Source organism: Novosphingobium sp. 63-713, assembly GCF_001898925.1.
Lineage (GTDB): Bacteria > Pseudomonadota > Alphaproteobacteria > Sphingomonadales > Sphingomonadaceae > Novosphingobium.
Map to the genome: position 1 here is coordinate 40,619 of NZ_MKVS01000008.1, position 26,258 is coordinate 66,876.

The 26,258-nt window shown below is 61.7% G+C and carries 20 protein-coding genes and 1 pseudogene; 11 read left to right on the forward strand and 10 right to left on the reverse strand.

The annotated features are described in order from the left end of the window. The first annotated feature begins 17 nt into the window (after positions 1-17). From BGP00_RS05395 to BGP00_RS05410, 4 genes and pseudogenes are all read left to right on the forward strand, one after another. Positions 18-377 carry a metalloregulator ArsR/SmtB family transcription factor gene (locus BGP00_RS05395; protein ID WP_172249319.1) on the forward strand — a complete coding sequence of 120 codons (360 nt, stop codon included), beginning with the start codon at positions 18-20 and terminating at the stop codon, positions 375-377. After that, positions 374-805, forward strand: coding sequence for an arsenate reductase (glutaredoxin) (arsC, locus tag BGP00_RS05400; RefSeq protein WP_292694084.1), 432 nt, complete (start codon positions 374-376; stop codon positions 803-805). Before BGP00_RS05395 ends, arsC begins: the two co-directional genes overlap by 4 nt. Beyond that, the gene (arsB, locus tag BGP00_RS05405) at positions 802-1,851 is read left to right on the forward strand and encodes an ACR3 family arsenite efflux transporter (RefSeq protein WP_168604653.1); all 1,050 of its coding nucleotides are present in this window, start codon (positions 802-804) and stop codon (positions 1,849-1,851) included. Before arsC ends, arsB begins: the two co-directional genes overlap by 4 nt. Before the next feature lie 85 nt (positions 1,852-1,936). Beyond that, positions 1,937-2,368: pseudogene (locus BGP00_RS05410) on the forward strand (hypothetical protein). A gap of 279 nt (positions 2,369-2,647) precedes the next feature. Here BGP00_RS05410 and BGP00_RS05415 read toward each other — a convergent pair. Together BGP00_RS05415 and BGP00_RS05420 are read right to left on the reverse strand one after the other, a co-directional pair. Beyond that, positions 2,648-2,779, reverse strand: a complete 132-nt coding sequence (locus BGP00_RS05415; protein WP_282599798.1) for a hypothetical protein — start codon at positions 2,777-2,779, stop codon at positions 2,648-2,650. Between the two features lie 234 nt (positions 2,780-3,013). Continuing rightward, complete coding sequence (locus BGP00_RS05420; protein ID WP_292925720.1) at positions 3,014-3,220, reverse strand: cold-shock protein; 207 nt, start codon at positions 3,218-3,220, stop codon at positions 3,014-3,016. A 311-nt stretch (positions 3,221-3,531) separates the two neighbouring features. Between BGP00_RS05420 and BGP00_RS05425 the strand changes: the two genes are divergently transcribed. Next, positions 3,532-4,041, forward strand: a complete 510-nt coding sequence (locus tag BGP00_RS05425) for a YaiI/YqxD family protein (protein ID WP_292690240.1) — start codon at positions 3,532-3,534, stop codon at positions 4,039-4,041. On the opposite strand, the gene BGP00_RS05430 is transcribed toward BGP00_RS05425, so the two are convergent. Together BGP00_RS05430 and BGP00_RS05435 are read right to left on the reverse strand one after the other, a co-directional pair. Then, the gene (locus BGP00_RS05430; RefSeq protein ID WP_292690206.1) at positions 4,033-5,571 is read right to left on the reverse strand and encodes a tryptophan halogenase family protein; all 1,539 of its coding nucleotides are present in this window, start codon (positions 5,569-5,571) and stop codon (positions 4,033-4,035) included. The genes BGP00_RS05425 and BGP00_RS05430 overlap by 9 nt on opposite strands. Further along, entirely contained in the window at positions 5,561-6,283 is a 723-nt protein-coding gene (locus BGP00_RS05435) for a SapC family protein (RefSeq protein WP_292690204.1), read from the reverse strand. Before BGP00_RS05435 ends, BGP00_RS05430 begins: the two co-directional genes overlap by 11 nt. Before the next feature lie 72 nt (positions 6,284-6,355). On the opposite strand from BGP00_RS05435, the gene BGP00_RS05440 reads away from it, so the two are divergent. Further along, positions 6,356-7,342 (forward strand): cupin-like domain-containing protein, encoded by a 987-nt coding sequence (locus BGP00_RS05440; RefSeq protein ID WP_292924526.1) that lies wholly within the window; start codon positions 6,356-6,358, stop codon positions 7,340-7,342. A gap of 61 nt (positions 7,343-7,403) precedes the next feature. On the opposite strand, the gene BGP00_RS05445 is transcribed toward BGP00_RS05440, so the two are convergent. After that, positions 7,404-10,310, reverse strand: coding sequence for a TonB-dependent receptor (locus BGP00_RS05445; RefSeq protein ID WP_292690200.1), 2,907 nt, complete (start codon positions 10,308-10,310; stop codon positions 7,404-7,406). Positions 10,311-10,350: 40 nt separating this feature from the next. Beyond that, complete coding sequence (locus BGP00_RS05450) at positions 10,351-12,768, reverse strand: glycoside hydrolase family 3 protein (RefSeq protein WP_292690198.1); 2,418 nt, start codon at positions 12,766-12,768, stop codon at positions 10,351-10,353. Between the two features lie 152 nt (positions 12,769-12,920). On the opposite strand from BGP00_RS05450, the gene BGP00_RS05455 reads away from it, so the two are divergent. Continuing rightward, entirely contained in the window at positions 12,921-13,970 is a 1,050-nt protein-coding gene (locus tag BGP00_RS05455; RefSeq protein ID WP_246870248.1) for a LacI family DNA-binding transcriptional regulator, read from the forward strand. 4 nt (positions 13,971-13,974) lie between these two features. Continuing rightward, positions 13,975-15,255, forward strand: coding sequence for an MFS transporter (locus BGP00_RS05460; protein WP_292924520.1), 1,281 nt, complete (start codon positions 13,975-13,977; stop codon positions 15,253-15,255). On the opposite strand, the gene BGP00_RS05465 is transcribed toward BGP00_RS05460, so the two are convergent. After that, the gene (locus BGP00_RS05465) at positions 15,252-15,890 is read right to left on the reverse strand and encodes a TetR family transcriptional regulator (protein WP_292690194.1); all 639 of its coding nucleotides are present in this window, start codon (positions 15,888-15,890) and stop codon (positions 15,252-15,254) included. The genes BGP00_RS05460 and BGP00_RS05465 overlap by 4 nt on opposite strands. 86 nt (positions 15,891-15,976) lie before the next feature. Between BGP00_RS05465 and BGP00_RS05470 the strand changes: the two genes are divergently transcribed. Next, positions 15,977-16,657 carry a class I SAM-dependent methyltransferase gene (locus BGP00_RS05470; protein WP_292690192.1) on the forward strand — a complete coding sequence of 227 codons (681 nt, stop codon included), beginning with the start codon at positions 15,977-15,979 and terminating at the stop codon, positions 16,655-16,657. A gap of 311 nt (positions 16,658-16,968) precedes the next feature. On the opposite strand, the gene BGP00_RS05475 is transcribed toward BGP00_RS05470, so the two are convergent. The 3 genes from BGP00_RS05475 to BGP00_RS05485 all read right to left on the reverse strand — a co-directional run bounded on the left by BGP00_RS05475 (position 16,969) and on the right by BGP00_RS05485 (position 22,823). After that, positions 16,969-18,045 carry a hypothetical protein gene (locus tag BGP00_RS05475; RefSeq protein WP_292690190.1) on the reverse strand — a complete coding sequence of 359 codons (1,077 nt, stop codon included), beginning with the start codon at positions 18,043-18,045 and terminating at the stop codon, positions 16,969-16,971. Positions 18,046-18,163: 118 nt separating this feature from the next. Beyond that, positions 18,164-20,278: a discoidin domain-containing protein gene (locus BGP00_RS05480; protein WP_292925721.1), complete on the reverse strand. Its 2,115-nt coding sequence runs from the start codon at positions 20,276-20,278 to the stop codon at positions 18,164-18,166. Between the two features lie 130 nt (positions 20,279-20,408). Next, a complete protein-coding gene (locus BGP00_RS05485) occupies positions 20,409-22,823 on the reverse strand; it encodes a TonB-dependent receptor (protein ID WP_292690187.1) in 2,415 nt (804 codons plus the stop codon). 271 nt (positions 22,824-23,094) lie between these two features. Between BGP00_RS05485 and BGP00_RS05490 the strand changes: the two genes are divergently transcribed. After that, positions 23,095-24,795, forward strand: a complete 1,701-nt coding sequence (locus tag BGP00_RS05490) for an arylsulfatase (protein ID WP_292690185.1) — start codon at positions 23,095-23,097, stop codon at positions 24,793-24,795. Beyond that, entirely contained in the window at positions 24,792-26,252 is a 1,461-nt protein-coding gene (locus tag BGP00_RS05495) for a sulfatase-like hydrolase/transferase (RefSeq protein WP_292690184.1), read from the forward strand. Before BGP00_RS05490 ends, BGP00_RS05495 begins: the two co-directional genes overlap by 4 nt. Positions 26,253-26,258 lie beyond the last annotated feature (6 nt).

Below are 26,258 nucleotides of genomic sequence, written 5' to 3' on the forward strand. Positions count from 1 at the left end.
GAATTATGGAGAATCCGGTGGACGCTGCCGAAGTCATTCGCTCACTAGGAGCACTTGCTCAAGAGCATCGGCTCGCCGCCTTTCGGCTGCTGGTGCAGGCAGGCGAAGAAGGTTTGCCTGCTGGTGTGATTGCTGAAAAATTGGGGATGGTCTCATCCTCGATGAGCTTCCATCTGGCCGCGCTCGCCAATGCTGGCCTCGTTACGCAACGCCGCCAAAGCCGTCAGATCATCTACAGCGCCAACTATCCGGCTATGAACGGACTGATGGGCTATCTGACTGAAAACTGCTGCGGCGGCCTGCCTTGTGTGGATGACGTCTGCTGCCCGCCGTCTGGCGCCATCATCACCCCCGATCCCGAGGAGAGTGTGGCATGACCACCGATATCATTATCTATCACAATCCCGAATGCGGCACCTCGCGCAATGCGCTGGCGATGATCCGCAATGCCGGAATCGAACCCCATGTGGTCGAATATCTCAAGACCCCGCCCTCGCGCGGAATGCTGGAAAGTCTGATCGCGCGGGCGGGCATCACGCCGCGCGCTCTGCTTCGGGAAAAGGGGACGCCATTTGCCGAACTTGGCCTAGGCAATCCTGACCTCACCGATGCCCAGTTAATCGATGCCATGATGGAGCATCCCATCCTGATAAACCGCCCGTTGGTGGTCTCGCCGCTGGGCGTGAAGCTGTGTCGCCCATCGGAAGAAGTGCTTGATATCATCCCTGCCCGGCAGCGTGGCACTTTTGCCAAAGAAGACGGCGAGCAGGTGGTTGGCGCCGATGGCCAAAGGCTCAAGTTGTGAGCCGCCTGTCGTTTCTCGATCGCTACCTTACCCTGTGGATCTTTTTGGCCATGGCTGTGGGCATCGGCCTTGGCCATTTTGTGCCTGCGGTTCCGGCCGGATTGAACGCCCTGTCGGTGGGCAGCACCAGCATACCGATTGCGATCGGGCTGATCCTGATGATGTTTCCGCCGCTGGCCAAGGTCCGGTATGAGGAATTGGGACAGGTGTTTCGCGATACGCGGATCTTGAGCCTGTCCTTTGTGCTGGCATGGATTGTCGGTCCGGCGCTGATGTTTGCACTGGCGGTGACATTCCTGCCCAATTCACCTGAATATATGACCGGGCTGATCCTGATCGGCATCGCTCCCTGCATCGCGATGGTGCTGGTCTGGAACCAATTGGCGCATGGCGACCCGCAATATGTGACAGGGCTGGTAGCGTTCAATTCCTTGTTTCAGATCTTCTTCTACACACCCTATGCTTGGCTGCTGCTGACTGTCTTGCCGCCCGCATTCGGGTTGCAGGCGCATGTGGTCAACGTGGAATTTCCGATGATCGCGCGGGCGGTGCTCACCTATCTCGGAGTGCCGTTTGCCGCCGGTTATCTGGTGCGCCGCAGCCTGATCGCGCGCAAGGGGCAGGATTGGTACGAGCACCATTTCATCCCCGCGATCAGTCCTTTGACTCTGGTGGCACTGCTATTCACCATCGTCGCCATGTTCAGCCTGAAAGGCGGCGAAATCCTCGCCTTGCCGATGGATGCGGTCAAGGTTGGCGTGCCGCTGGTGATCTTTTTCGTCGTGATGTTCCTGTTGAGCTTTGCTTTGGCGAAGCTGGCTGGAGCGGATTATCCGCGCGCGGCGGCCCTGTCTTTCACGGCTTCGTCGAATAATTTCGAATTGGCCATCGCGGTGGCGATTGCGGCTTTCGGTCTCGCCTCGCCGGTGGCCTTTGCCGCCGTGATCGGCCCGCTGGTCGAAGTGCCGGTGCTGATCACGCTGGTCAACGTGGCGTTGTGGATTGGTCGGCGCTGGTTTGCTGATACCGCGCCGATGGGGGCTTGAAGAATGGACGAGACTGCCTTTTCCCGCCTGCGCGTTCTGACATAGGCCCGCGCTTAGGCCCGAATATGCTCATCGTAGCCCGGCATTGGGGCTGGGGGCGTTGGCCCCGCCACCGCGCCTCCTTCTGCCCTACGGCAGCTTGCGCGAGCGGTCCTATTCGCGGCTGGTGGTGGAGGGCATGCGTCCCACCCAAGGGCGGACAATGGCCGTGATGCAGGTCTGCGCCGGGTCGCAGCCCTTCAATTCGGCCAATACCTTGCGCATATTGGGCCGCTGAATGCGCATGTTCACCATTCCAAACCAGTCCTCTTTGGCCAAAGCCTATGCGGAATTCGTTCAGACGGGCCGCATGAAGCCCACGTCCTATTACGATCGTATCGTCGTTGTGTTCGAAGAACTGATGTGCTTCACGGTCCTGTTCCGCCCCCACGCAGACCAATTGGCAGACCGCTATTCCGAGCGTGTGAAACGAGATTGCCCAGTTGAGATGCCGGTTGAGAAAGCCGGAAAGGGATAAACCCAACTCTTGACCGTGCCCGACATGGGCAGCACATAATCCAAACCCACCCGGGTCAATTCTCGGTGCTACTCAACATATTTAAGGCCCCCTTTCAGACATCTTGCAAAGTCTTGAAAAAGAGTGACTAGCGGGGCACCCTGTCCGCCAATTACCAATCCATGGTTGGTGGCCGGTAATTTCGAAAAATAGGGATTATTATGGGGACGATGCCCAAATCGGGCCAATTGTCCGGTCAATAGTCCCCACGGGATCGCACCCTTGGGGACAATTGCTCAATCAATCCACCATATCGGCCACCAATCTCTGCATTTCGGCGGGGGTGAGGACGCCCGACGGCAGCGGGTTGGCAAAAGAGCGGTGCATGGAAGAAGATTTCAAAGAAGCGATAAATTTCAGAATAGTAAGCATATGGATTGTCAAAAACTCAGGTAAGCGGCGGCCTCTTGGCCGCGTAAGGATGGGTTGGGTTGAATAGGCAGCGGCCCTCCCCGGCCCGAGGCGGGGCAGAGGGCATTATGGGCTGCATTTCCCGTGCCCGGCCGCGATCACGCAGAGCGGATCAAGCAGGCCAGACACGGGCCGCCGCGTCGAAACGCGGCGGACAGTCACCGGCGCCCCTGCGGACACCGGCGAACATTGGGATCAGGCAGCAACCAGATTGACCGCGGACTGCTTGCCGCGACGATCGGTTTCGACCTCATAGCTGAGACGCTGGTCCTTGTTCAGCGTGGCCATTCCGGCGTGCTGAACCGCGCTGATGTGGACAAAGCTGTCATTGCCGCCATCTTCGGGCGCAATGAAGCCATAACCTTTGTCAGTATTGAAGAACTTGACGGTGCCGATGGGCATGGGTGTTTCCTTTTCACGAAAACAAGAGAACCCACCCGCAAAAGCGCGGATGGAGCTGGCAGCATGTGAAAGGAAGGATAACCGAACGAATCGGAGTCAAATTCCGTCGCAGGCGACGTTAGCAATGCTCCATATAGGTGGGCCTTTTGCAAAAGTCAATTTAAGCGGAACAAAATAGATTGCGCGATTATCGTGGCAACTTGGCGCTATATAATTTAGGCGCCAAACCATCCAATTTGCCCGACATCCCCACGCGGCCTGTTTTGCAAGGCATCGTGGATTGTCGAGCGCCTTTGCCGGAGTTTCATCCCATTTCCGCGCCCAATTTCAGCCCCGCCACAGGATCACGCCACGTCCTGGTTGACGCCGATGCCTGCCCGGTGAAGGAGGAGATCTACAAGGTCGCGCTGCGCCATCAGGTACCGGTCACCATCGTCAGCAATCGCCCGATCCGCGTGCCGGATCATCCGCTGGTGCGCCGCGTGGTCGTCAGCGATTCCTTCGACGCCGCCGACGACTGGATCGCACAGGCCAGCGGACCGGGCAGCGTGGTGATCACCGCCGATATCCTGCTGGCCGATCGCGCGATCAAGGCGGGCGCGATGGTTCTGGCGCCGACGGGCAAGCCTTTTACCGCCAGTTCGATTGGCGGGGCGATTGCCACCCGCGCAATCATGGCCGATCTGCGCGCCGGGGCCATGGGCGATGCCATCGGCGGGCCGCCGCCTTTTTCGAAGGCGGACCGGTCGCGCTTCCTCTCCGCGCTGGATGAGGCGCTGACCTGTCTGGGGCGTGGGATGCAGTCGGGTCGATCAGTTTGATTGCACTTGGCCAAGCCAATCGCGGTTTGGCCCAAGAACCCGCCCAAACCGAGCGGCCAACGCCCTCACCTCCTCCAGATCGCGATGGTGGCTTCCAGCCCCCGCCCCGCCCGTCACGGCGGCATCAGACGGAGCGGGATCGCGCATGCCATAGAGGATATATTGATAGCTGGCCGGGCCAAACAACTGACAGGTCAGTGGAAAGTCGCCACCGATCGGCGGGCGGTTTTGCCAGATCCGCAAATTGTCGCGCAGGGAAGCCGGGATCGAGCGCGGGTCACGATTGGCCACCCAAAAGGGCTCGCTGCGATCGCTCAGCACATAATGCAGCTTGAGAAAGTCGATGGCATCGCGCCATATTTGATCGAGCTTGCGGTTAAATCGCCCTGCCTCAATCGCCATGACCTCGCGGTCAAAACTCAGGTGCTCGGCCAGATGGTTGGCCGACACCTCAATCATCGCGATGCTGGACGCTTCGAGCGGCTCGACAAAGCCCGATGACACGCCGATGGCCGCGCAATTGGCCACCCAGAACCGCTCACGATAGCCGGAATTGATGGCGATACGGCGCGGCTCTGCGGGCAAGGGCCGCCCCGAAAACGCGCGGACATAGCGATCAAGCCGCTCGCGCGCCTCGTCGTCCGAACTGTATCGGCTGGAATAGACATAGCCCACGCCGCGCCTTGTGGTGAGGCCGATATCCCAGATCCAGCCCGCCTCCTGCGCCCTGGCCAGCGTGACCGAGGCAATCGGGCTGTCGGGTTCGGGATAGGGCACCTGAATAGCCAGAGCGGTATCGACGAACAGCACATCGCGGCAATTGACCAGCGGCACCTTGTAAACCCGGTCGATCAGCACGCCATGCTGACCGCTGCAATCCAAGAAGAAATCGCCCGCCAATTCGCCATGACGGGCGGTGTGCAGGGCCAGAATTGCCCCCTCGTCATCCATCCGGCAGCCTTCCACATCGTCGCAGAGATAGCGCACGCCCAATCGCGCGATGCAGTGTTCCTTGAGGAAACCGGCCACTTTGCCCGCGTCAAAGTGATAGGCGTAATTGCCGATGCCCTCAAACTCCGGACTGCTGCGCGTCTTGGGCGCAAGGCCCGCGCGGCACAGGGCGGTCTGGAAGCAGACGGCCTCATCGAAACCGGTCGATCGCGCGGCGAGCCATGCAGAAGCCAGATCAACCTCGCCAAAGCGGTGAGGCGGGGTGAAGGGGTGGATATAGCTGTGCTCGCCCGTCGCGCCCTTCTGTCGCCATCCGACGAATTGCGAGCCTTGCTTGAAGGCCGCATCGCACGCCGCCAGAAATTCGGCCTCGCCGATGCCCATGACCTGAAGGCTCTGGCGGATCGTCGGCCATGTGCCCTCGCCCACGCCCAGAATGGGCACACCGGGCGATTCCACCACCGTAATGCTCAGATCACGGCGCGAAGGCAGGCCAAGGCGCCCCGCCAGAATACCCGCGGTCAGCCACCCCGCCGTACCGCCGCCCACGATGACGATCGAGCGGGGATCAGAGGACATGGGGCGCCCTCCCCCGGTTTTTGCGCAGGATGAGATTGGCGATCTGGCCGACCGAGGCCGCCTGTTGATAGACCCAGCCCAGATAGCCCTGTCGGTGCAGATCGGCCAAGGCCTCGGCGGACAATTGTGCCAGACGCGCCTCGGCAATGGCAAAGAGGCCCGATGGATTATGGCTGACCCCGCCGCCCAGATCGATCCGCACATCGACCGGCTCAATCAGACCCAGCGCATCAAGGGCCGCCGCATAGGCGCTGCCCTGCGGCGCGCCCTTTACCAAGGCTTCGAGGGAGTCGATGATCGCCTGCAAACGTTCGGATGGGCGCCCATCGGAGAAGAACAGCACATCGCCGCCCGCGCGGGTCAGACGCGGACTGTCGAGGTCGATCATCAGGCTGTTGCGGTCGGGATTGGCGGGGCTTTGCTGCACGGCAAAGGGTTCGCAGCGGCGCACGAGCGGGACATAGGCCGCATCCCAGCCATCGTCGGCCAGAAACAGATTTTCCTCCGCCGCAAAACCCAGCATCGCGCCCAATTCAAACGCACCCGTGATAGGAGAGACGCGGAAAAACAGCGGATAGGAATTGACCAAAGCCGGAATTTCCGTGGGCACCACACCCACCATGCCCAGCCCATCGCCCCAAGACGCACCATAGCCATTGGCAAGGCGCAGCAAGCGATGTTCTGCAAAGTCCAGTGGAACGAAATTTGCCATAATTGATTGACCCATCCCAAAAATATAATATTATTCACGAAAATATTTTGAAAAGATAATCATATGAATAATATGTCGCAATACTTTGACGTAACGCCTCAGGTTTTCCTCGAAGAAATAAAGCCGATGGCACAGCCTGCCGTGTTGAAGGGTGTGATATCGTCATGGCCTTCTGTTCCGCTCGGTCCTGACGGCCTGCTTGATCATCTTTGCGCCATCAGCTCCGGTCTTCCCATCCCTCACTTTGTCTGCGATCCGGTTCATCGCGGGCGATTTTTCTACGAGCCCGGCTATACCAGCTTCAACTATCGCAAGGAACTGACCCCCATCACCGATTTTGTCGCGCGCCTGCGCGCCGAGGCGGCCCTTGCCGAGCCATCCGCCCTGTTCGCAGGATCGCTGGCGCTGGCCGGTTATTTCCCCGGTTTTGCCCAGAGCCACGACATCACGCCCTTCATCCCGGCCAGCCAGTTTCTGCAATCCATCTGGATCGGCAACCGGACGATGACCGCGCCCCATTATGACAATGTCGAAAACATCGCCTGCGTGGTGGCGGGGCGGCGCAAATTCACCCTGTTTCCCATCGAGCAATTGCCCAACCTCTATATGGGCCCGCTCGACCTGACGCCTGCTGGCCAACCGATCAGTCTGGTCGATATACGCGCGCCTGATTTCGAGCGCTTTCCCCGCTATCGCGAGGCGGAGGCGCATGGATTGACCGCCATTCTCGAACCGGGCGATGCGATCTATATTCCGACCTTGTGGTGGCATGGCGTTGAATCGCTCGATAGTGTCAATGTCATGGTCAACACATGGTGGCGCGATGTGCCAGCTTATTTTGGATCGCCGATGACCGCCTTGCTCTCCGGCCTGCTCACCCTGCGCGATTTGCCCGAAGATCAGCGCGCAGCGTGGAAGGTGGTGTTCGACAATCTGGTGTTTGAAACCAACGGTCCGGCCTTCGACCATTTGCCCGAGGCGGCGCGCGGCCCCTTTGGCACACTCACCCGGAACAGCGCAGCGCATTTGCGCGAAATGCTTTTGCAGACATTGGCGTGAAGAAAGGGAGCCGCCCCAATCAGACATTGAGGCGGCTCCGATCCGGTTCAGCTCTCAGGCCTCACAGCTTGACGCGCACGCCCACCTGATAGCGCCCATAGCCCTTGGCGGCATACAGGAACTGGTTGGTGAAGCGCCCATACTGGTTCTGCGATGCGCCCAGGATATTGACGGCATCGATGAACACCGTGGCGTGGGGGTTGATGTCATAGCTCGCGCTGGCATCAAGCTGGCCATAGGCTGCGGTATAGGTCGGCTGGTTGGCATAGAGCGGCTGGGACAGCGCGGCCAGGAACGCATCGCGATGGTTCCATGCAACGCGGGTCTGGAACCCGTTCTTTTCATAGAAGCCGACGATGTTGTACGACTTGCTCAAACCGGGCAAGGCGAACTGTTCAAGGATATTGGTGTTGTCATAATGCGCGCCGCCCGCAGGCAACGACACGTTGGCCTGAAGGCCAAAGCCGGTATCGCCAAACACATACTGGCCCGCAAATTCAAAGCCATGGATGTTGACCGTCGGCCCGTTGCTGGGCTTGGTCAATTGCCATGTGATCAGCGGATCGTTGGGCTGGCCGACAAAGGCCTGCTTGCCGGTATCGGCCACCATCTGGGCAAAGATGTTCTGCGGGCTGGCCTGTTGACCGGCGGCCAGAACCTCGGCCGTCGCCTTTTGCGCCAGCGCGCCTGCCGAGGAATCGGTCAGCCCCGGGATGGTGACATTGCTGGTGGTCTGGGTAATGAAGTTCGACACCTGCTTGACGAAATAGTTCGCCGAGAAGTAGCTGTTATTCTTGATATAATATTCGAACGACAGGTCGAAGTTCTGCGACGTATAGGGCAGCAGGCCCGGATTGCCCGACGAGATCGTGCGGTTGCCCACATGTGGGTTGGCATTGACCACCTGCGTCGAGACAAGCGAGGTCAGATCCGAACGGGTGATCGTCGTGCTGTAGGACGCACGCGCCACCAGTCGCTTGGTGATCTGCAGGCTCATGTCGATGGCGGGCAGGAAGTCATTATAGCTGCTGCCAGCGGTATAGATCTGCGCGCCGGGCAGGAACTGGGTCTGGAACTCGGTGGGGTTGTTCCAGGTGACGGACACCGGCGTCTGCTGAAGGCTGGCCGAGTTGACGCTGGTATGTTCATAGCGCACACCCGCCTGCGCCCGGAAGCGCATGCCGTTGAAATCGGCATCAAACTGCATCTGGGCATAGGCCGAGAAGGTGCGCTCCTTGATCAGATTGTCCGTGGCGGGAACGGTGCCATAGCCATAGCCCGAAGGATAGGCGGGCGCCGGGCCGGTGCCATTGTAATTGGGCAGACCCGCCAGTGCCTGCGACACAGCGAACGGATTGAAGCTGTAGAAGTAGGGCACCAGAATGTCGCTGCCGCCGCCCGACATGCCGCTCAGCAGCGAAGATGAATTGACCTTGGTGAACAGCGACGAGGGCAAGGCGCCGTCAAGACGCGGATCATAATAGCCGTTCGAGATATTGCCGCTGTTGTAAACGGTAAAGCCCGTCTTGGTCTGCTTGTAGTTCACGCCCACCTTGATGGCGCGCAACCCGCTGTCGCCATTGTTGCGCCATTCGGTTTCCAGCTTGGCCTCATCGACAGCGGTGCGCTGGCGGCTGAGATTGTGCTGGCCAAACAGCGGCGTGATCAGCGAGGTGTTGAGATTGTTCACATTATACGGCGACTGGAAGGTCCAGGTCGTCGTGGGGATGGCGGTCTTGGTCGAATCAAAGATCTTGTTGATCGAATAATTCTGGTCCTGACCCACGATGTAGAACTGGGACTCGTCGGTCGAATTGTTCACCGAATGATGGGCGTCGGCTGTAATGGTCAGATTGTCGAACGCCTGCCACTTCACATTGCCGCCCAGCGAGCCGAGCTGGTTGCGCTGCTGATCGTCAGTGCCGGTATAGGACAGGTCGGAACCGGCATCGACCAGATTGGTCATCGTGCCGTTCTTGTCGATGGTCGCGCTGGTCAAGGCGCCGCCATAGCCGAACCATGCGCCGAAGCTGTTCTTGAGCGCGTGGTCCTTATACAGCGCATAGGTGTAGTCAATGGTGCCCACGATCGTGTCGGTCGGCTTGAACTGCAGCACGGCCTGACCGTTGACGCGGATGCGGTGATGGTTTTCCACCGCCCAGTTGGCGTCCTGTGGCGCCCAGGTGGGGCCGTTCTTGTTCGTGCGGTTGTCGGTGATCGCGGCCGTGCCCAGATCGACATTATTGAGCCACCCGCGCGTATAGGCCGACTGGACCTGGCTGTCGCGTTCGGAATAGGAGCCGTTGAGCAACACGCCGATGCGATCATCGGCAAACGTGTCGCTGACCAGACCAGAGAATTCCGGCGTCACATGGAAGCCTGAGCGCGACGTGTCATCCGTGCCCTTGACCTGCGCCGACGCGCGCAGACCATTGTGGTCGAAGGGACGCGCGGTGTGAATGTCGATGGTCGAGCCAATGCCGCCCGAGGCCACATCGGCGCGCCCGGTTTTGAATACATCGATGCCCGACACGCCATCGGCCGAGATATTGGCGAAGTCAAAAGAGCGCGTGCCGCCGGTGCCGCTGCCCGGCATCGAGCGGCCGTTGAGCGTCACCAGATTGAATTCCGGCCCAAAGCCGCGGACGGTAACACGCGAGCCTTCATTGTTCGAGCGGTCGATCGAAACGCCCGGAATGCGCTGGATCGATTCGGCCAGGTTGGTATCGGGCATCTTGCCGATATCTTCCGAGGTGATCGCATCGACCACACCTTGGGTGTTGCGCTTGATGCCCACGGCATCGGCCAGAGATTTGCGCAGACCCGTCACGACGATGGCGCCGGGTTCTTCGGCGGTGGGCGTTTGTGCGCCCGTCGCGGCCTGTTGGGCCTGCGCGGCGCTGGCCCCGCAGGCAAGAACGATGGCGACCCCGGCAAGCGAGACCACAGTTTTTTGTATCTTCCTCATGACGATCCTCCTGATAGATGTTTTTCTTCAGAGCTTTTCTTCAGAACTTCGCTTCGGTGCAGCTGGTGGCGGCCCCGCCGGGGCGCACCTCGATCGTGGCGATTTTCATGCCAAGCGGCGCGCCCACGTTCAGATCGACCCCGGCGATGGCGCCACCGGCTTTGCCCGCCAGACAGGCGAGCGGGATACGGGCGGTCTGCCAACCGCGCCCCGCCGCCGCGCGCAGCGTGGGCGCGAGGTCAACCTGGGTCCCGCCCGCGCCGGTTTCCGTAATGCCGGTCAGAGTGACGGGGCCGCCCGGCGCCTGGTCGATGGTGTAGCGCAGCACGACCTCGCCCGAGGTCGCCCCGGCAAAGGGCTTCATATTGGCAACGGGCCAGCTCAGCCGCAGATCGGCGGGGCCTTTCCAGATCAATTCGCGCGCATCCTCCTGCGCGGAATAGTCAAAGCCCAGCACACGCAATTGCTTGCCCGCGCCCACAAAGCCATGCAGCAGCGTTTCGTCCGCGCCCTCACGGATGCTGGCATCGACGCCAGCGGCCAGACGCTTGTGAAACACCTCGAACGTGCCGCTGGCGCTGGCATTGAGCGCCGCGCAGGTTTGGCCAAGCACGGGCAGACGCGGCGCGGGTTGGCGATAGCTACCGCCATAATTCACGCCGAACAAAGGCTTGCCGCTGTCATCGCAGGTAGCGGGCCAATGAAACGGCAGACGTCCGGTAAAGTCGGTCTTGCCGCCGATCAGCACATCGGCAATCCCCTCGCCCTCGCTGCCCGGCAACCACGCCGCGACAAAGGCATCGGCCAGCGCCAATTCACGATTGACCCACAAGGGGCGCCCGGACAGCAGCACGGCCACGGTCGGAATATGCGCGGCCTTGAACTTGCGCAGCAGGTTCAGACCTTCCTCGTCATGCAGCGCATGATCGGGCCGGTCGCCGACAAATTCGGCATAGGGCTGCTCGCCAAACACGACGATGGCGACATCGGACCGCGCGGAATAGCTGCCGTCGTTTGAAAGCGTGGTCTTGGCCGCGGCCTTGGCGATGCCGCCATAAATCGAGGTCGCGCCGGGGAAATCGGCATTGGTCAGATCGCCGCCGCCCTGCCAGGTGATGGTCCAGCCGCCAGCCGCCTGCGCGATATTGTCCGCCGCGTGTCCGGCCACCAGAATGCGGGCCGAGGATTTAATAGGCAAAACACCATTGTTCTTGAGCAGGACCAGCGACTTGGCCACCGCCTCGCGGGCCACGGCGCGGTGATCGGGCGAACCCAGAAGCTCCCACTTGCCCGCCAGTTCACGCTGTGCGGGCGCGGGCTTTTCAAACAGGCCATCGCGCAATTTAACGCGCAGCACGCGCCCCACCGCCTCATCCAGCCGCGCCATGGGGATGGTGCCGTCGCGCACCTCGCGCAGCAGATTGTCATACAGAGCGTGCCAGTCATTGGGCACCATGAACACGTCCAGCCCGGCCAGCAGCGATTTCGGGCAATCGCCGTTGCTGCATCCGGGCACCTGCCCATGAGCATTCCAGTCGCCCACCAACAGCCCGTCAAAACCCATCTTGCCGCGCAGCAGATCGGTCAGCAGCGCCTTGTTGCCATGCATCTTTTCGCCATTGATGCTGGAAAAAGAGGCCATGACCGTCTGCGCCCCAGCCTTGATCGCGGGGATATAGGCGCTGGCATGGGTGGCGATGATTGTGTCCAGATCGCCGCGCGTATCGCCCTGATCGACACCGCCCGTGCCGCCATCGGCAAAGAAATGCTTGATGCTGGCCAACACATGGCGCTGATTAAGGAAATCCTTGGTGCCCAGCTTGCCCTGCAGGCCCTCGACCTCGGCCACGCCCATGCGGGCCACCAGCGCGGGATCCTCGGAATAGCTCTCGTAGGAGCGGCCCCAGCGCGTGTCCTTCACCACCGCAAGCGTCGGCGCAAAGGCCCAGTCGATGCCGGTAACCGCGATCTCTTGCGCCGTGGCCGCGCCGATGCGCTGCACCAGAGCCGGATCATGCGCCGCGCCCAGCCCGATATTGTGCGGAAACAGCGTCGCGCCAATGATGTTATTGTGCCCATGCACCGCATCCGTGCCCCAAAAGGGCGGGATGACCGGCTCGCCTGACGGCAGCGGCTCGGTGCCTGCGCGATACATCGTATCGGCCAGCGCCAGCCATGCCGGAGCCAGAGCCTTGTCATTGCCGCCGGGGCCGGAATTGCCGCCGTTCAGGATCGTGCCGAAGCGATAGCGGCGCATATCCTCGGGCGTGATCGAGCCGATGTCGGGCTCAACAAGCTGCGCCACCTTATGCTCGACGCTCATATGGGCGAGCAGATCGGCAATGCGCTGCGTTTGCTGGTTTTGCTCCTGTGCCTGCGCCGCGACGGGCATCCCCATCGCCATAGCAGCCAGACTCAGGCCGCAGATCAGCCCCTGACGGGCCCATTGCCGGTTCATCGCGCTCTCCCTTGCCGCCGCATTGGCGGCCGACTCATTGTGCGAGAGAGCGAATAGCCAAGATTGAGAGCGTTCACAACATATTTTGTGAACGCTCTCAATTGGCTTGCGATGATGGCCCTTTGTGGGGATAACCGCCCAAAGGGATCACGATGCACAAACCTGCCAAAGTCACGATCGAAGATGTTGCCGCCGCCGCCGGTGTCTCGCGCCAAACGGTGTCGCGGGTCATCAACAATGGCCCCAATGTAAAACCCGCCGTGCGCCAGCGGGTCGAGGCAATGGTGGAACAACTGGGCTATGTGCCCAACCTGTCGGCGCGGCGGATGGGGGGCGCGCGCTCCTATCTGATCCTCTCGATCAATGACCGCGCGCGCACCTTTGAAAACTGGACATCAGGCCGCGGCAATGACTGGGTCGATCAGATGCTCTATGGCGGCATGAGCGAATGCGAACGCCACAATTACCATATGGTGCTGGAATTGATCGACACCGATGCGGGCACGACCATCCCGCAGATCGCGCGCGCGGTCGGTTCCCTGCGCCCCGATGGCGTGATCCTGACCCCGCCGCATTGCGACAATCTGGAACTGGTCGACTGGCTGGAGCGGCAGGGAATTCCCTGCGCCCGCGTGGGCCATTACGAAGGCGGCAATTTTGTCGATGTCTATATGGATGACGAAGGCGCCATGCGCGAAGTCACCCGCCACCTGCTGGAACTGGGGCACCGCTCCATCGGCTTCCTTGCCGGGCCTCTCAATTACGGTCCCTCGCAAAAGCGCCGCAAGGCTTTTCGCGAGGCTCTGGCCGAGGCCGGGATTCCGCCCGAAGCCGGGCCGATCGGGGCGGGCAATTTCTATTTCGACATGGCGGTCAGCGTGCTGGAAACCATGCTGGCCGCGCCAAGCCCGCCCACTGCGATCATTGCCGACAATGACAAGATGGCCTTTGCCGCGCTCCATGTGGCGGCCGATCTTGGCCTTAAAGTCCCTGATGATCTCTCCGTCATCAGCTTTGAGGACACGCCGGGCGTGCGTTTCAGTGTGCCACCCCTTACCGCGATCCGCCAGCCCACGGCGGCGATGATCGGCAAAGCCTGTGCCCAATTGATCGCCCTCTCCAAGGGTGAGGAAGGCATGGGCGCTTTCGAACTCCCGTATGAATTCGTCGTGCGCGCCACCACCAAAGCGCCGCGCGGCTAAACCGATGGTGGGCAAAAGACCCCTTTCGGTGGGCGAGGCCTTCTATGTTCTGGCCTATATGGGCGCCAATATCGCCTTTATGCCCTTTCTGGTGCTGCTCCTGCCGCGCCGGGTGGCCTCGATCGGGGTTGCGGCGGGCGGCGAACATCTGCTCGCCCTGTTGGTGCTGGCGGGCGGGATCACCGCCAGTCTGGCCAATATTGCGGCGGGACAGATCAGCGACCGCGCGATGACCCGTCGCGGCAACCGTCGAAGGGCCATCGCGGGCGGCCTGGCCTGCCTTTTCGCCAGCTACGGCGTGCTGGCTTTTTCATACAGCCCGCCGGTGCTTGCCCTGGGCGTCATCGCTTTTCAGATCGCGGTCAACCTGCTGCTGGGGCCGATAGGGCCGTTGATCGCGGATTATATTCCCGATGAGCGCAAGGGAAACATCGCCGGTTTCCTCAATTGCGGCGTGCCGGTGGCGAATGGTTCGGTGGCCGTCATCGCATGGGCCGCGCCGGTTGATGGATCGACCGGGTTTGCCTTCACAATCGCGCTTGTCGCCGCCTGCGTCTTGCCGCTGCTGGTCTTCTGGCCCTTTGGATCGCCTTTGAAACCGCAGCCTGCGCCCATGCCGGTGGGCGGCGATGCGGGTGGTCGGACGCCGCTCCTCCTGCGCAATCTTGCGCTGGCCTGGTGGGCGCGCTTCTTGCTGCAACTGGGCGCGGCCTTGCTGACCAATTATCTCTATCCCTATATCGCGTTTGTGATGCAGAGGCCGATGGCGGCCAGCCGGTTGACGGCCGATACGGCGGTGGGCTGGCTGTCGCTCTGGGCCGCGCTTGCGGCCTGCTGCGGCGCGGTGGCCTTTGGCCGCTTGTCCGACATGCTGGCTGACCGGCGCAGCCTGATGATCGGCAGCGCGCTCTTGGCCGCGCTGGCGCTGACGGGTTTTGCCACGGCGCCGGGATGGTGGATGCTGGCCGTGGCCTATGCGCTGTTTCATCTGGCGCAGGCGGCCTTTTTCTCCGTCGAGGCGGCCTTTGTTGCCGAGATCATCACCTCCTCGCGCAAGAAGGGGCGTTGGTTGGGTTATATGAACCTTGCCAACACCTTGCCCGCGATCCTCATCACCCTGCTGGCGATGCAGGCCAGTCACCAGAATGTGCTTGGCTCCGCAATGCATCTTGTGCTGCTGGTCTGTGCATCGGCTTGCATCATCGCCGCCGGGCTGTGTTTTGCCATGCGCGACCATCTCGGCTTTGACGGCTTGGTGCCGGATACTGCGGGCCGATATAATTAAGTCGCGGTCCCGTCGGCGCCCAACCACGCCAGATAGGCACAGAGCATATCGGCCAGTGCCTCCGTCCGGACCAGACGTTCGCCCTCATCACGCAGGGACAGCGGTTTGCCCAGCGCCTTGAAGGCGGCCAGCATCGTGTCGGCAGCAACGCGCAGCGCATCGTCCGACACGCCCGGCGCGGCTTCACGCAGCAGGCCGAGCAGCGCCCCGCTCCCCTCGCCTTGCGCCGCCTGCGCCTCGGGCTCGTCGCGATAGAGTGGTGCGGCATCTTCCAGCGCCTGACGCATCTGCGCCTCCTCGGCCTCGGAGGCGATAAAGGCGCGCACCACCGCGCGCAGCCGCTCGGGCGGCGGCACAGCAGTATCGGCCAGCATGGCATTCAGCATCCCGCGCGTCTCGCGCCATTCGTCGCTTTGCAGGCGGAACAAGATCGCGGCCTTGTTCGGGAAATATTGATAGAGCGAGCCGATGCTGATCCCCGCCCTTTCGGCCACGCGCGCAGTGGTAAAACGCGCCGCGCCATGGGTGGTCAAAACCTGAGCAGCGGCCTGAAGAATCGCCGTCACGGCCTGTGCCGAACGCTGTTGCTGCGGCTGTTTGCGCGAGGAAAGACGGGGGGTTGCGGGCGTATCCATCGCTGATCCTGCCAATGCGATTAGAAAAGATGAGTAATTGCTCATATTTTTGCGCTCAGGACAACTCCCCATCCCCGGAGACGATCATGACCACCCTGACCACCGCCCCTGTTGCCCCGCTGCTGACCCGCCTGTTTGCCCAGGCCGATGCCTTGCGCCCGGAAAACCTGCCCATCTTTGCCCAGACTTCGCCCGAAGAGATCGACCGGCTGATGCAAAGCAAGGCCGAATGGCGTGAGCTTTACACCCATCTCAAAGACATTGCCCTGCCCGTCTCGCGTGAGGCGGGGCGGCTGCTCTACATGCTGGCGCGGTCTATGAACGCGCGCCATATTGTTGAGTTTGGCACCTCGTTCGGCCTGTCGACGCTGCATCTGGCTGCGGCGCTGCGCGACAATGGCGCGTCTGACGCCCGGATCATCACCGCCGAATTCGAACCTTCCAAGATCGCCCGCGCCGCCGACCATCTGGCGCAGGCTGGCCTTGCCGATCTGGTAGAAATCCGCGCGGGCGATGCGCTGGAAACATTGGCCCATGGCCTGCCCGATGGCATCGATCTCGTGCTGCTCGACGGGGCCAAGGCGCTTTATCCCGACGTTCTGGCCCTGGTCGAGCCGCATCTGCGCCCCGGCGCCCTCATCCTTGCCGACAATGCCGATTATTGCCCGCACTATCTGGCCAAAGTACGCGCGCCCGGTCAGGGCTACCTCTCCCTGCCCTTTGCCGAGGATATCGAACTCTCCATGTGGATCGGCGCAAAGCGCTGAGCCGGGAATGGCTTCATCTCGCTAAAGGGAACTTCCCCCTCTTCGTCGAACGCCCCGGCAGCCGTCCAGTTCGACACATCGGAAATCAAAATAAGTCTCGGGGTAAAGACTGTTTCTCAGAAAACCACGTCGATCTCCCGGACGATGGCCCGGCTATCGCTGACGTCTGATGATAACCGGCAATGGCCGGGCAGATCCCAAACCCCGCGCATGGATACCGGCATGAGAGGAGGGCTAAGAGCATGGTCTCATAATGCTGGTTGAGTGAACGGAAGATGGCCCGATATTCCTGTGATCGGGCTGAGCAGGACCTAATCGGGAGCGATGGTGATGGTCTTGTTCTTCGATTTGCCGATCGCCCGGTTTACCACCGAAATCGGCCTTTCGCTTTGCAGCACCTTCATCACCTGCGCCGGGCCCGGCATGGCGGTGAAGGGCGCATAGCTGACCCGATTGGCCACAGTTGTCAGCGTCATCGCATATTGACCGCTCTTTTTCTCATCCAGAAGCGCGGCCATGGTGTCGGGGGCCAGCCAGATCACATTGCCATCATCCCCCACCGCTATCAGATAGTTACCGGCATCCTTCTCGTTGCGATAGGCGCCGTAATCGACAACGGCGCCGGGATCAGAGCAATAATGCGGGATTTCGGACGCTCCCTCGCCCTTGTCCGGCTTGACCTTGCCTTCCTCGACCACCTGCATCAGAGCGCCTGCCAACAGACCCCCGGTCATGTCGCGCGCGCCGCGCTCAACAGTCTGGGTCGGGAAAGGCTGGGCGCAAGGGGTGATGCCATAGGCCGCCGTCGCAGGATTTTTTGCCGCCCCAATGCCCAGAGCATCGACAAAGGTGGCGAGGGCCGGATCCAGATCGGCAGGCGCAAGGCTCGCACTCGTCATGCGGACCACAATCAGCCAGTCATCATGCGCAAACACAGCCACCCCGCTCGCCGCCTGCGCTTTGCCCGACAGCGGAACCACCGAGCGGATGCCGCTGTTTTCGCCCTGCCCCTTGGGGGTGAAGATGGTGGTGACCTTCTTGCTCTGATCGACCTCGCCCAGCCCTGCGCCGCCCATCACCTTGAGGATGCGATCATGCCAAATCGAAGCATCCGGCAATCCGGCCCGATAGACATAGACCGTTGCCACGGTCCCGGTTTCCGGTTGCTCATAAATCGCGGCGATGTCGAGTTGCTGGTTGCCGTAATCGGCAATGTTCCTGCGCGGCAGCTCGCCGATCTGCGGCGGAAAAGTGGTGCCGCTCAACGCATGGCGCCAGTCCTTTCCGGCCTTGGAAGGAATGGGCTTCAGTTCCGCCTGCGCGGCCGTTGCGGCAAACATCGCCGAAAAGCCGAATGCCAGCGCCAGAACAAGACTATTCCTTCGCATCAATACCCCCTCGGACCGCCAATTTCGGACATGCTTAGCCATGAAGCTATTTAAAACCATTACAAATCGGTCTTGATGCTTATTTTTCAGCGCAGAAAAAGCCTTTGTCGATGACTTATCAAGGTGCAATCACCGCCGCCAAACTCATCGGCTTCAGCACGATATTCAGCTCGCCCATAGGAGCGGACGTCCTTGCCGGAGGGGCGGAGCGGGCGGGGCGGCTCGCCGGGCCCTGATCGATCCAGGCATATTGGTCCGGGCCAAAAAGGCTGAGCTTCACGCGGCCCGCGATCGGGCGGGCCGCTCCATGAGCGCCCTGAGCCGTGACATGCAGATCAACCGTCCGATCCGGGCTGCGGTTGATGGCCATCAGGCCCAGCTTACCATCGGGCCGCCGGATGGCAAAAAGGCGAACCGCAGGGTCGGCGCCATCCTTCATCTCAACCGGCAGAAATTGATGCATGCCCTTGGACATCAGCCAGTCCCGGGTCAACAGGCGGGCAGTGTGATAGCTGGGCAGCGGCGTGCCCGCCTGCCCGTTGCGGTCGGCCATGTGCAGAGCCATGTTGCCATAACCGGCGCAGCCCATGTTCTGATTGACCGGCACATTCGGGCCATAGCCGAACAGATAGGCCGCGCTGCCCCCTTCGTTCAAGAATTGGCCGATGATATTGGCCATCAGCAGGGCGCTGGGCATTTCGGCCATGGCGCGGCCGGAATAGGCGGAAAAGCCATATTCGGTAATGATCCGGGGAATATCCGGCCCCACTCCCTCGGCCGTCAACCGCGCCATCAGCCGCTCCATCAGGCGGTCCTCCTCGATCAGCTTGGCGGGAATGTCGCCGCAAATGTCATCGAAGGGATAGAATTCGAAAGAGTAGAACTGAAGGTCCGACAGGCGACCGCGCTCCTGCAGGGCGCGGATAAAGTGATGGTTCCATGAGCGATCCGGGTCGGAATTGAGCCATGTCTCGCTCAGCGCGCTTTGCGAACTGGGGCCGCCGAAATGGATGGCGGGGGCGATAGGGCGCAGCCGGTCCACCCAGGCGAGGTAGAGCGCGGCATAATCATCGGCATTGCCGAATTGCCCGTCCGGCTCCTCTCCCAATTCCACCTGCGTGACCGGATAATGCCGCCAGCGGACATAGCGCAAAGCCGCCGCCGCATTCTCGGGCGTATCAAACAGCACGCCCACCGGCAGCATGATCGGCCGCACATTGCCGAGCCCGCTGCGGAACACGCGGTCAAGGCCGGGCTGCTCCAAGTTCGGGTCGCGATCAATGGAGCGGTGCCACGGATCGGTGGAGGAGACATGGGTGAATGTCTGCCCCGTCTTGTCGGCGGCATGGCGGACAAGATCAACCAGCCTGCCATCCGGCCCGATCCGTCCCGCCCCGATCTCGCGCACGGCAAAACCGGCCCGGTCGCGCCAGTCCCTGGCCCCCGGCGGCGCGGTTTGCGACCCTTCCTCAAGCAGCACGCGCAGATATTTCACGCTGACCGGCCGCTCGGCCAGTTTCAGCAGCACATCGCCGCCCTTTCCGCCGGTCAGGACGCCATGGTCAAAGGTGATCCAATGCGCGCCCGGCCCATAGTCATTGTCGCTCGACCAATACTGGACCTTGTAGGCGGCGGCATAAGGCGTGCCCCAGGCGATCCTGACGGCATCAATATCAACCGGATTGTCGAACCGCAGCAGCAGCCATTGCTCATGCGGCCGCCCATCCTTGAGAAAGGCGGCGTCGAGATAGGGATTGGATTTCCAGAAGCTCGTCTCGTCGCCGTCGGTCAGCCGTGAATAATCCCGGTCATTGGCATTGTCGATCGTATCGCCCCGCCGCGGCAGCTTGTAACCCCATGAGACGCGGATCGGCTTTTTCGCGCGGTCGCTGGATGTCCAATAGCCTTGTTGGTGGGCCGGATCGCTCCACTGCCCCTCCGGGTTCCAGTGCCAGTTCTCGATGCCCAGCTCTGTGCGCAGCCGATAGGTCAGCCGGGTCAGACGGGCGCTGCGCATGGCGGAGACGTTGTGCCGGGTGAGAAGCCGCCCCGCCGCGCCGCCCGCGCCACCATCAATCCCAGCCCCAAGGGCCTCGGCCGGATCGAAGCGTGCCCCGTTTGTGCTGTCTGTATGAACCACGGCCGAGACCGGCAAACTCTCTCCGCCAAGCACCGGTCCGGCGCCCAGACAGGCAAGGCCGAGCAGGATGGGCAGAAGGTGATGGCGGCGCAAACGCGGTAAAATGGGCATGCGCTAATAGGGGCCTGAACGCGGTAATCAACAGGGCAAAGCCCGATGCGCCATTTGGCCGGTGGGGAGATTGCAGGGGTATCCCCCTCCAATCTCCCCAACCTTGGCCATTTTAGAACTTATAGCCCACCGTCGCCCCGAAATAGCGGAACGCGCCCTTGGGCAGGAAGCCCATGCGGTTGGTCGGCGTCACCGTCTGAGTGGTGAACAGGCCCGGCGTGCCCATCGCGGTGTAATAACGCTGGTCGGTCAGGTTCTTGACGAAGAGCGAGAAGGAGAGCCCCTTCTCCTCGGCGCGCAGACCGATTGTGGCGTCCACGGTGGTATAGGCCGGTTGCCATTGCAGCGGGTCCTGTTCCAGCGCGAAATTGACGCTGCTCTGATAGGCCACATTGAGATCGGCATAGGCGATTTTGCCCGCCAGCGGATGTTCATAGCGCGGGTTGACGCCAAGGCGCCAGGTCGGCGTGTTGGGCAGGATGCCGCCAACGATGTTTTGCGCCGCGCTCGACACAAAACTCGATCCCGTCTTGTAGCGGAAACAGGTGTTGACGGGCGCCGCCGATCCGGTGGCCACGGTGGTGAAGGCCGCCTGGTTTTGCAGCGGGCAGCCAATGCCGTCGGCATCGAAGCGGGTCTTCACATAGCTGCCCGAGAGCGCCACGCTGAGCCCTTCAAACGGGCGCAGCGTCATTTCCACTTCCACACCCTTGGTTTCGGAGGCCCCGGCATTGGTGGTCACGAAAGTGAACGTGTTGGTCGAGGGGTCCGAACGGTTGGCCTGAACCTGAAGGTTCTTGTATTTGGCCAGGAACAGCGCGACCGCGATGCTGATCTTGCGGTCGGCGGTGCTGCCCTTGAAGCCGACCTCGAAGGCGTTCACCGTTTCGGGCTGGACCACCGGGTTGTTGTTGAAGGTCTGGGTGAATTCCGTGCCCAGCGACTGCCCTTTATAGCCGCGCGTATAGGAGGCATAGACCTGTGCGCGGCGGTTGAATTCATATTGCAGACCCATCTTGCCGGTCAGCACATCGTCCGAGGCGGCCGAGGTGCCCTCGGTCAGCGGATAGCCGCTCTGGAGGATCGTATCGCCCGCAAAGGGAGGTGTCGTGTCCTGCTTGCCCCAGACCGAGATCGTCTCATGCTGCCAGCGCAGCCCGCCCAGCGCCTTCAGGCCGCCGGTGATATTGTAGTCGAACTGGGCGAAACCGGCGATCTGGCTCTGGCGCAGATGAGCGCGGTGGTGGCCCGAGAAACCGGCCAGATTGGTCGAGGGACAAGTCGCGCCCAGTGTCAGACCCGAGGCCGTGCAATTGACGAAGCGGCGGGTGAATTCACGGTCCAGCGTGGTGTCAGAAAAGAATCCGCCGATGGTGTAATTCAGCTTCTGCTTGCCCGAATTGGACATGCGCAATTCCTGGGTGAACCCGCCCAGCGTGAAGGGCCCGCCATTGACGTCATACTGCGCCACCGCATTGGTGCCGGTAAAGATCGGCACGGCGGTGTTGATGCCATCGACATCGACCGTATTATCAAAGCTGTAGTGCTGCCACGCGGTGACCGAGGTGATCGTGGCGAAATCCAGATCGTATTTGGCCTCGAGCGAATAGGTCTGCTGCGAGGTGCGCGAGGTGGTGTCGGCATTCGATCCGACCTGCACATTGTTTGGCCCCGGCACGACGGGCGCAACCAGCGTGGTCAGGCTGGCATTGTCCGAACGGATCAGCACCGACTGACAGCAGAGCGCGTTGTTCTTCGAATAATCGATGGTCGCCAGCAGGTTGAGCCGCCCCAGATCCAGCTCCATCTTGCCGCGCAGGCCAAAGGATTCATAGCCATTGGTCTTGCGGCGCAGGGTGACGTTATAGATGTAGCCGTCATCCTTGTTGTAGAAACCGGAAACGCGCACGCCCAGCTTGTCGCTGAGCGGCCCCGACACCGTGCCGTTCAGGTGATATTCGCCCTTTTCGGCAATGCTCGCATTCATCTTGCCGGTCAGGGTTTTGCTGGGCCGGGCGGTAACAATGTTGATCACGCCGCCCGTGGCATTCTTGCCGAACAGCGTGCCCTGGGGCCCGCGCAGCACTTCGATCCGCTCAATATCGGCCAGATCGGAAAAACCCTGCGCCTGACGCGCCATGACCACGCCGTCCAGCACGGTGGAAACCGAGCTTTCCGTGCCCTGCCCAAAGACCGCCGTGCCGATGCCGCGGATGCGGAAGCTGGAGTTCGACGGATTGTTGCCCTGTTGATAGGACAGCGTGGGCGAAATCTGGGTCAGGCTCTTGGTGTCGGTGATCCCGCGCGTGGCCAGCGCCTCGCCCGCGATCGCGGTGACGGCCAGCGGCACATCCTGCAGGCGTTCGGCGCGCTTTTGTGCGGTGACCACGATTTCGCCGGGCGCCAGTTCACTCTGTCCTGCGGCGGCGGGTGTCTGTTGGGCAAGGGCCGGTTGGGCCAGAGCAGGTTGGGCCAGAGCAAGCATCGCGCCACCACCAAGCAGCGCGGCAAAGCCACGTTTCATCATCTCATCCCCCATTTCGATTCTCGCCGCCTTGTTGCGGCGGATGGCGGGCTTATGACAAAATGCGTCAACGTTGTCACTTCGAAATTGACAGGACCGATGATCTTATGCATTTCCTACTGTGACAACGATGGCCCAAATTCCCGAACAGTGTTTCCGACGCACGCGGGGCCATCCAACAAGAAGCCGGAGTGGATGCATGAATAGACCCTCAAGCCGATGGGCACGCCGCCTTGCCAACGCCCGGCCCGCCAAGCTCGCCCTCGCCTCCGTCATGGGTATGACGATCGCGGGGGCCGCCACAGCCGCAGCCCCTGTCGCCGCGCCCCAACGCCCCAATATTGTGCTGATCGTGCTGGACGATGTGGGCTTTTCCGACCTTGGCCCTTTCGGTTCGGAAATCCGCACGCCCAATCTCGATGCGCTGGCGGCGCGCGGGCTGCGTTATAACCGCTTTGACACCAAGGCGGTCTGCACCCCCACCCGCGCCGCGCTGCTGACCGGGCGCAATCCGCAAACGGTGCGCATGGCCGATCTGCCCGCCAACAAGGTCGATCCGGCCGACATGACCCGCGACCGCGGCGAAATGCCCGACAATGCCCAGACCATCGCCCAGGTCCTGTCCCGCGCGGGTTATGCCACATCGGGCTTTGGCAAATGGCATCTGGCGCCCGAGGATCACGACGGATCGCCCGGCCATAACGGATCCTGGCCGCTGCAGCGCGGCTTCGATCAGTTCTATGGCTTTTTCCTCGGCTGGACCGATCAATATCATCCCAAGCTGATTGAGGGGAACAAGCGCATCCCCTCGCCCGAAACGCCGGGCTATCATTTCTCGAATGACATCACCGATCACGCTATTGCCGCGCTGAAACCGGGTCAGGCCAAGCCGCAATTTGTCTATCTAGCCTATGGCGCGGGCCATGCGCCCATTCAGGTGCCGCGGCCCTATATCGACGCCTATCGCGACACCTATGCCAAGGGCTGGGACGCCTTGCGCGAAAGCCGTCTGGCGCGGATGAAGGCGATGGGCATCGTGCCGGCCAACACCATCCTGCCCCCGCGCAATCCGGGCGACCGGGCTTGGGCGGACCTGACCCCGACCGAGCAGCAGGTCTATGCCCGCTTCATGGCCACCTATGCCGGTTTCCTGACCCATACGGATGAGCAGATCGGGAGGTTGATCGCCCATCTCAAAGCCACCGGCCAGTATGACAACACGGTCATCATGGTGATGAGCGACAATGGCGCAGCCTCCGAAGCGGGCCAGCGCGGATCGTTTGAACGGCTTTATGCACCCAACAAATTGAGCGCGGAACAGATGCTGGCGCGGATCGACGAATTGGGCACGGACAAGACCCAAAGCGAATATCAGCGCCCATGGGCCATGGCGGGCGTCACGCCGCTGCGGCGGTATAAATTGTGGCCCTATCTGGGCGGCATCCGCACGCCTTTGATCGTGTCATGGCCCAAGGCCATCAAGGATGGCGGCGCGATCCGGCATCAATATGTCGATGTGATCGACCTTGCCCCGACATTGGCGCAGGTGGGCCATGCGCAATTCCCCAAAACGCTGCATGGCGTGGCCGAAATTCCGGTGGCGGGGCGCTCGATCCTGCCCACGATCCTGTCGGCGAGGGCGCCTGCGGCCCGCTCGGTGCAATATTTCGAACTGCGCGGCAATCGGGCGATCACCCAAGGCCCATGGCGCGCCGTCACCATCCACAAACAGGGCAGCGATTTCGCCGCCGACAAATGGGCCTTGTTCAACACGGACAAGGATTTTTCCGAAAGCACCGACCTTTCCGCGCAATATCCGGCCAAGCTGGAGGAACTGAAGAAGCTCTGGTGGAGCGAGGCGCGGCGCTATTCCACCCCGGCTCTGGCCGAGGCGCCCGAACGTTTCCGCACGCGTGAGCAATTCGACGATTCGGCCGATCGCCCCGATGCGCGCATCAAGGAGGCCGCACAATGAAGCGCGTTTTGACAAGCCTGCTGCTGGGCACGGCGGCCCTGCTCTGCGCCCCGGCCTCCTCGGCGCGAGTCGCTCCGCCATCGGCCCCGGCCCGCGCGGCGCAGGCGCCCAATGTCGTGGTCATTCTGGTCGACGATCTGGGCTGGCCCGATGTCTCGGCCTATGGCGGCAAGGATGTGCCGACGCCCAATATCGACCGCATCGCGGCTTCGGGAGCGGCATTTTCCAATGGCTATGTCGCGGCCTCGGTCTGCGCGGTGTCGCGCGCGGGGCTGTTGACGGGCCGAATGCCGATGCGCTTTGGCTTTACCTATAATATCAACGATGAAGGCGATGAAGGCGCGGGCCTGCCGACATCGGAAAAGACCATTGCCGAAAGGCTGAAACCGCTGGGCTATCACACCGGCGCCTTTGGCAAATGGCATGTGGGCGCGCAGGACAGGTTCTATCCCACCAACCGGGGCTTTGACGAATTCTTCGGCTTTCTGGCCGGGGAGACAGTCTATGTCGATCCGAAAACCCCCGGCATCGTCACCACCCCCACCAAGGCGGATGCGGGCAAGCCGCCCTTTGAAACCCGGCGCGGCAATGGGGTGGTGGTCGAAGGGCCAGAGCGCCGCAAGGTCGATAATTTCAACCGCTATCTCACCACCGAGATCACCGATCATGCGGTGGATTTCATCGACCGCGCATCGCGGGGCAAACAGCCCTTCTTCTCCTATGTCGCCTATAATGCGCCGCACTGGCCGCTACAGGTGCCGCAGGAATGGTATGACCGCTTTGCCCATATCAAGGATCCGGTGCGGCGCACCTATGTGGCGATGATTGCAGCGATGGATGCGGGCGTCGGCCGCATTCTCGACAAGCTGGAAGAGCGTGGGATCCGCGACAACACGATGGTCGTGTTCCTGTCGGACAATGGATGCCCGGTGCAATTCGGCTTTTGCAACGACGCCCATCCGTGGGGGGCGGGCAAGTTCACTTATCTGGAAGGCGGGGTGCGGGTGCCGTTCCTGTTTTCATGGCCGCGCGCGATGAAGCCCAAGGGGGTCGTCGATAGGTCGGTTTCCTCGCTCGATGTGCTGCCCACCATTCTGCACGCCGCCGCGCCCAAACAGGCCCTGCCGCGCGAACTGGAAGGGCAGGACCTGATCGCCTCGGCCAGCGGCAAGGGCCCCGACAACCGCCTGCTCGTCTGGGGGCAGGCGCCGGTCTATGCTGCGCGGCAGGGCGAATGGCGACTGTGGCGCTCGGATGACTGGCATCAGACCAAGCTGCACAATCTGGCGCAGGACCCATGGGAAAAGACCGATGTATCGGCCGATCACAAGGCCGAGACCGAGAAGCTGAACCGTGCGGTCGAGAGCTTCGCCAAATCCCTGCCCGCTCCGCTCTGGAAACTGCATTTCACCCGCAAGGTCATGATCGACGGGCGCGAGACCGAGTGGGTTTATTGACCCGCC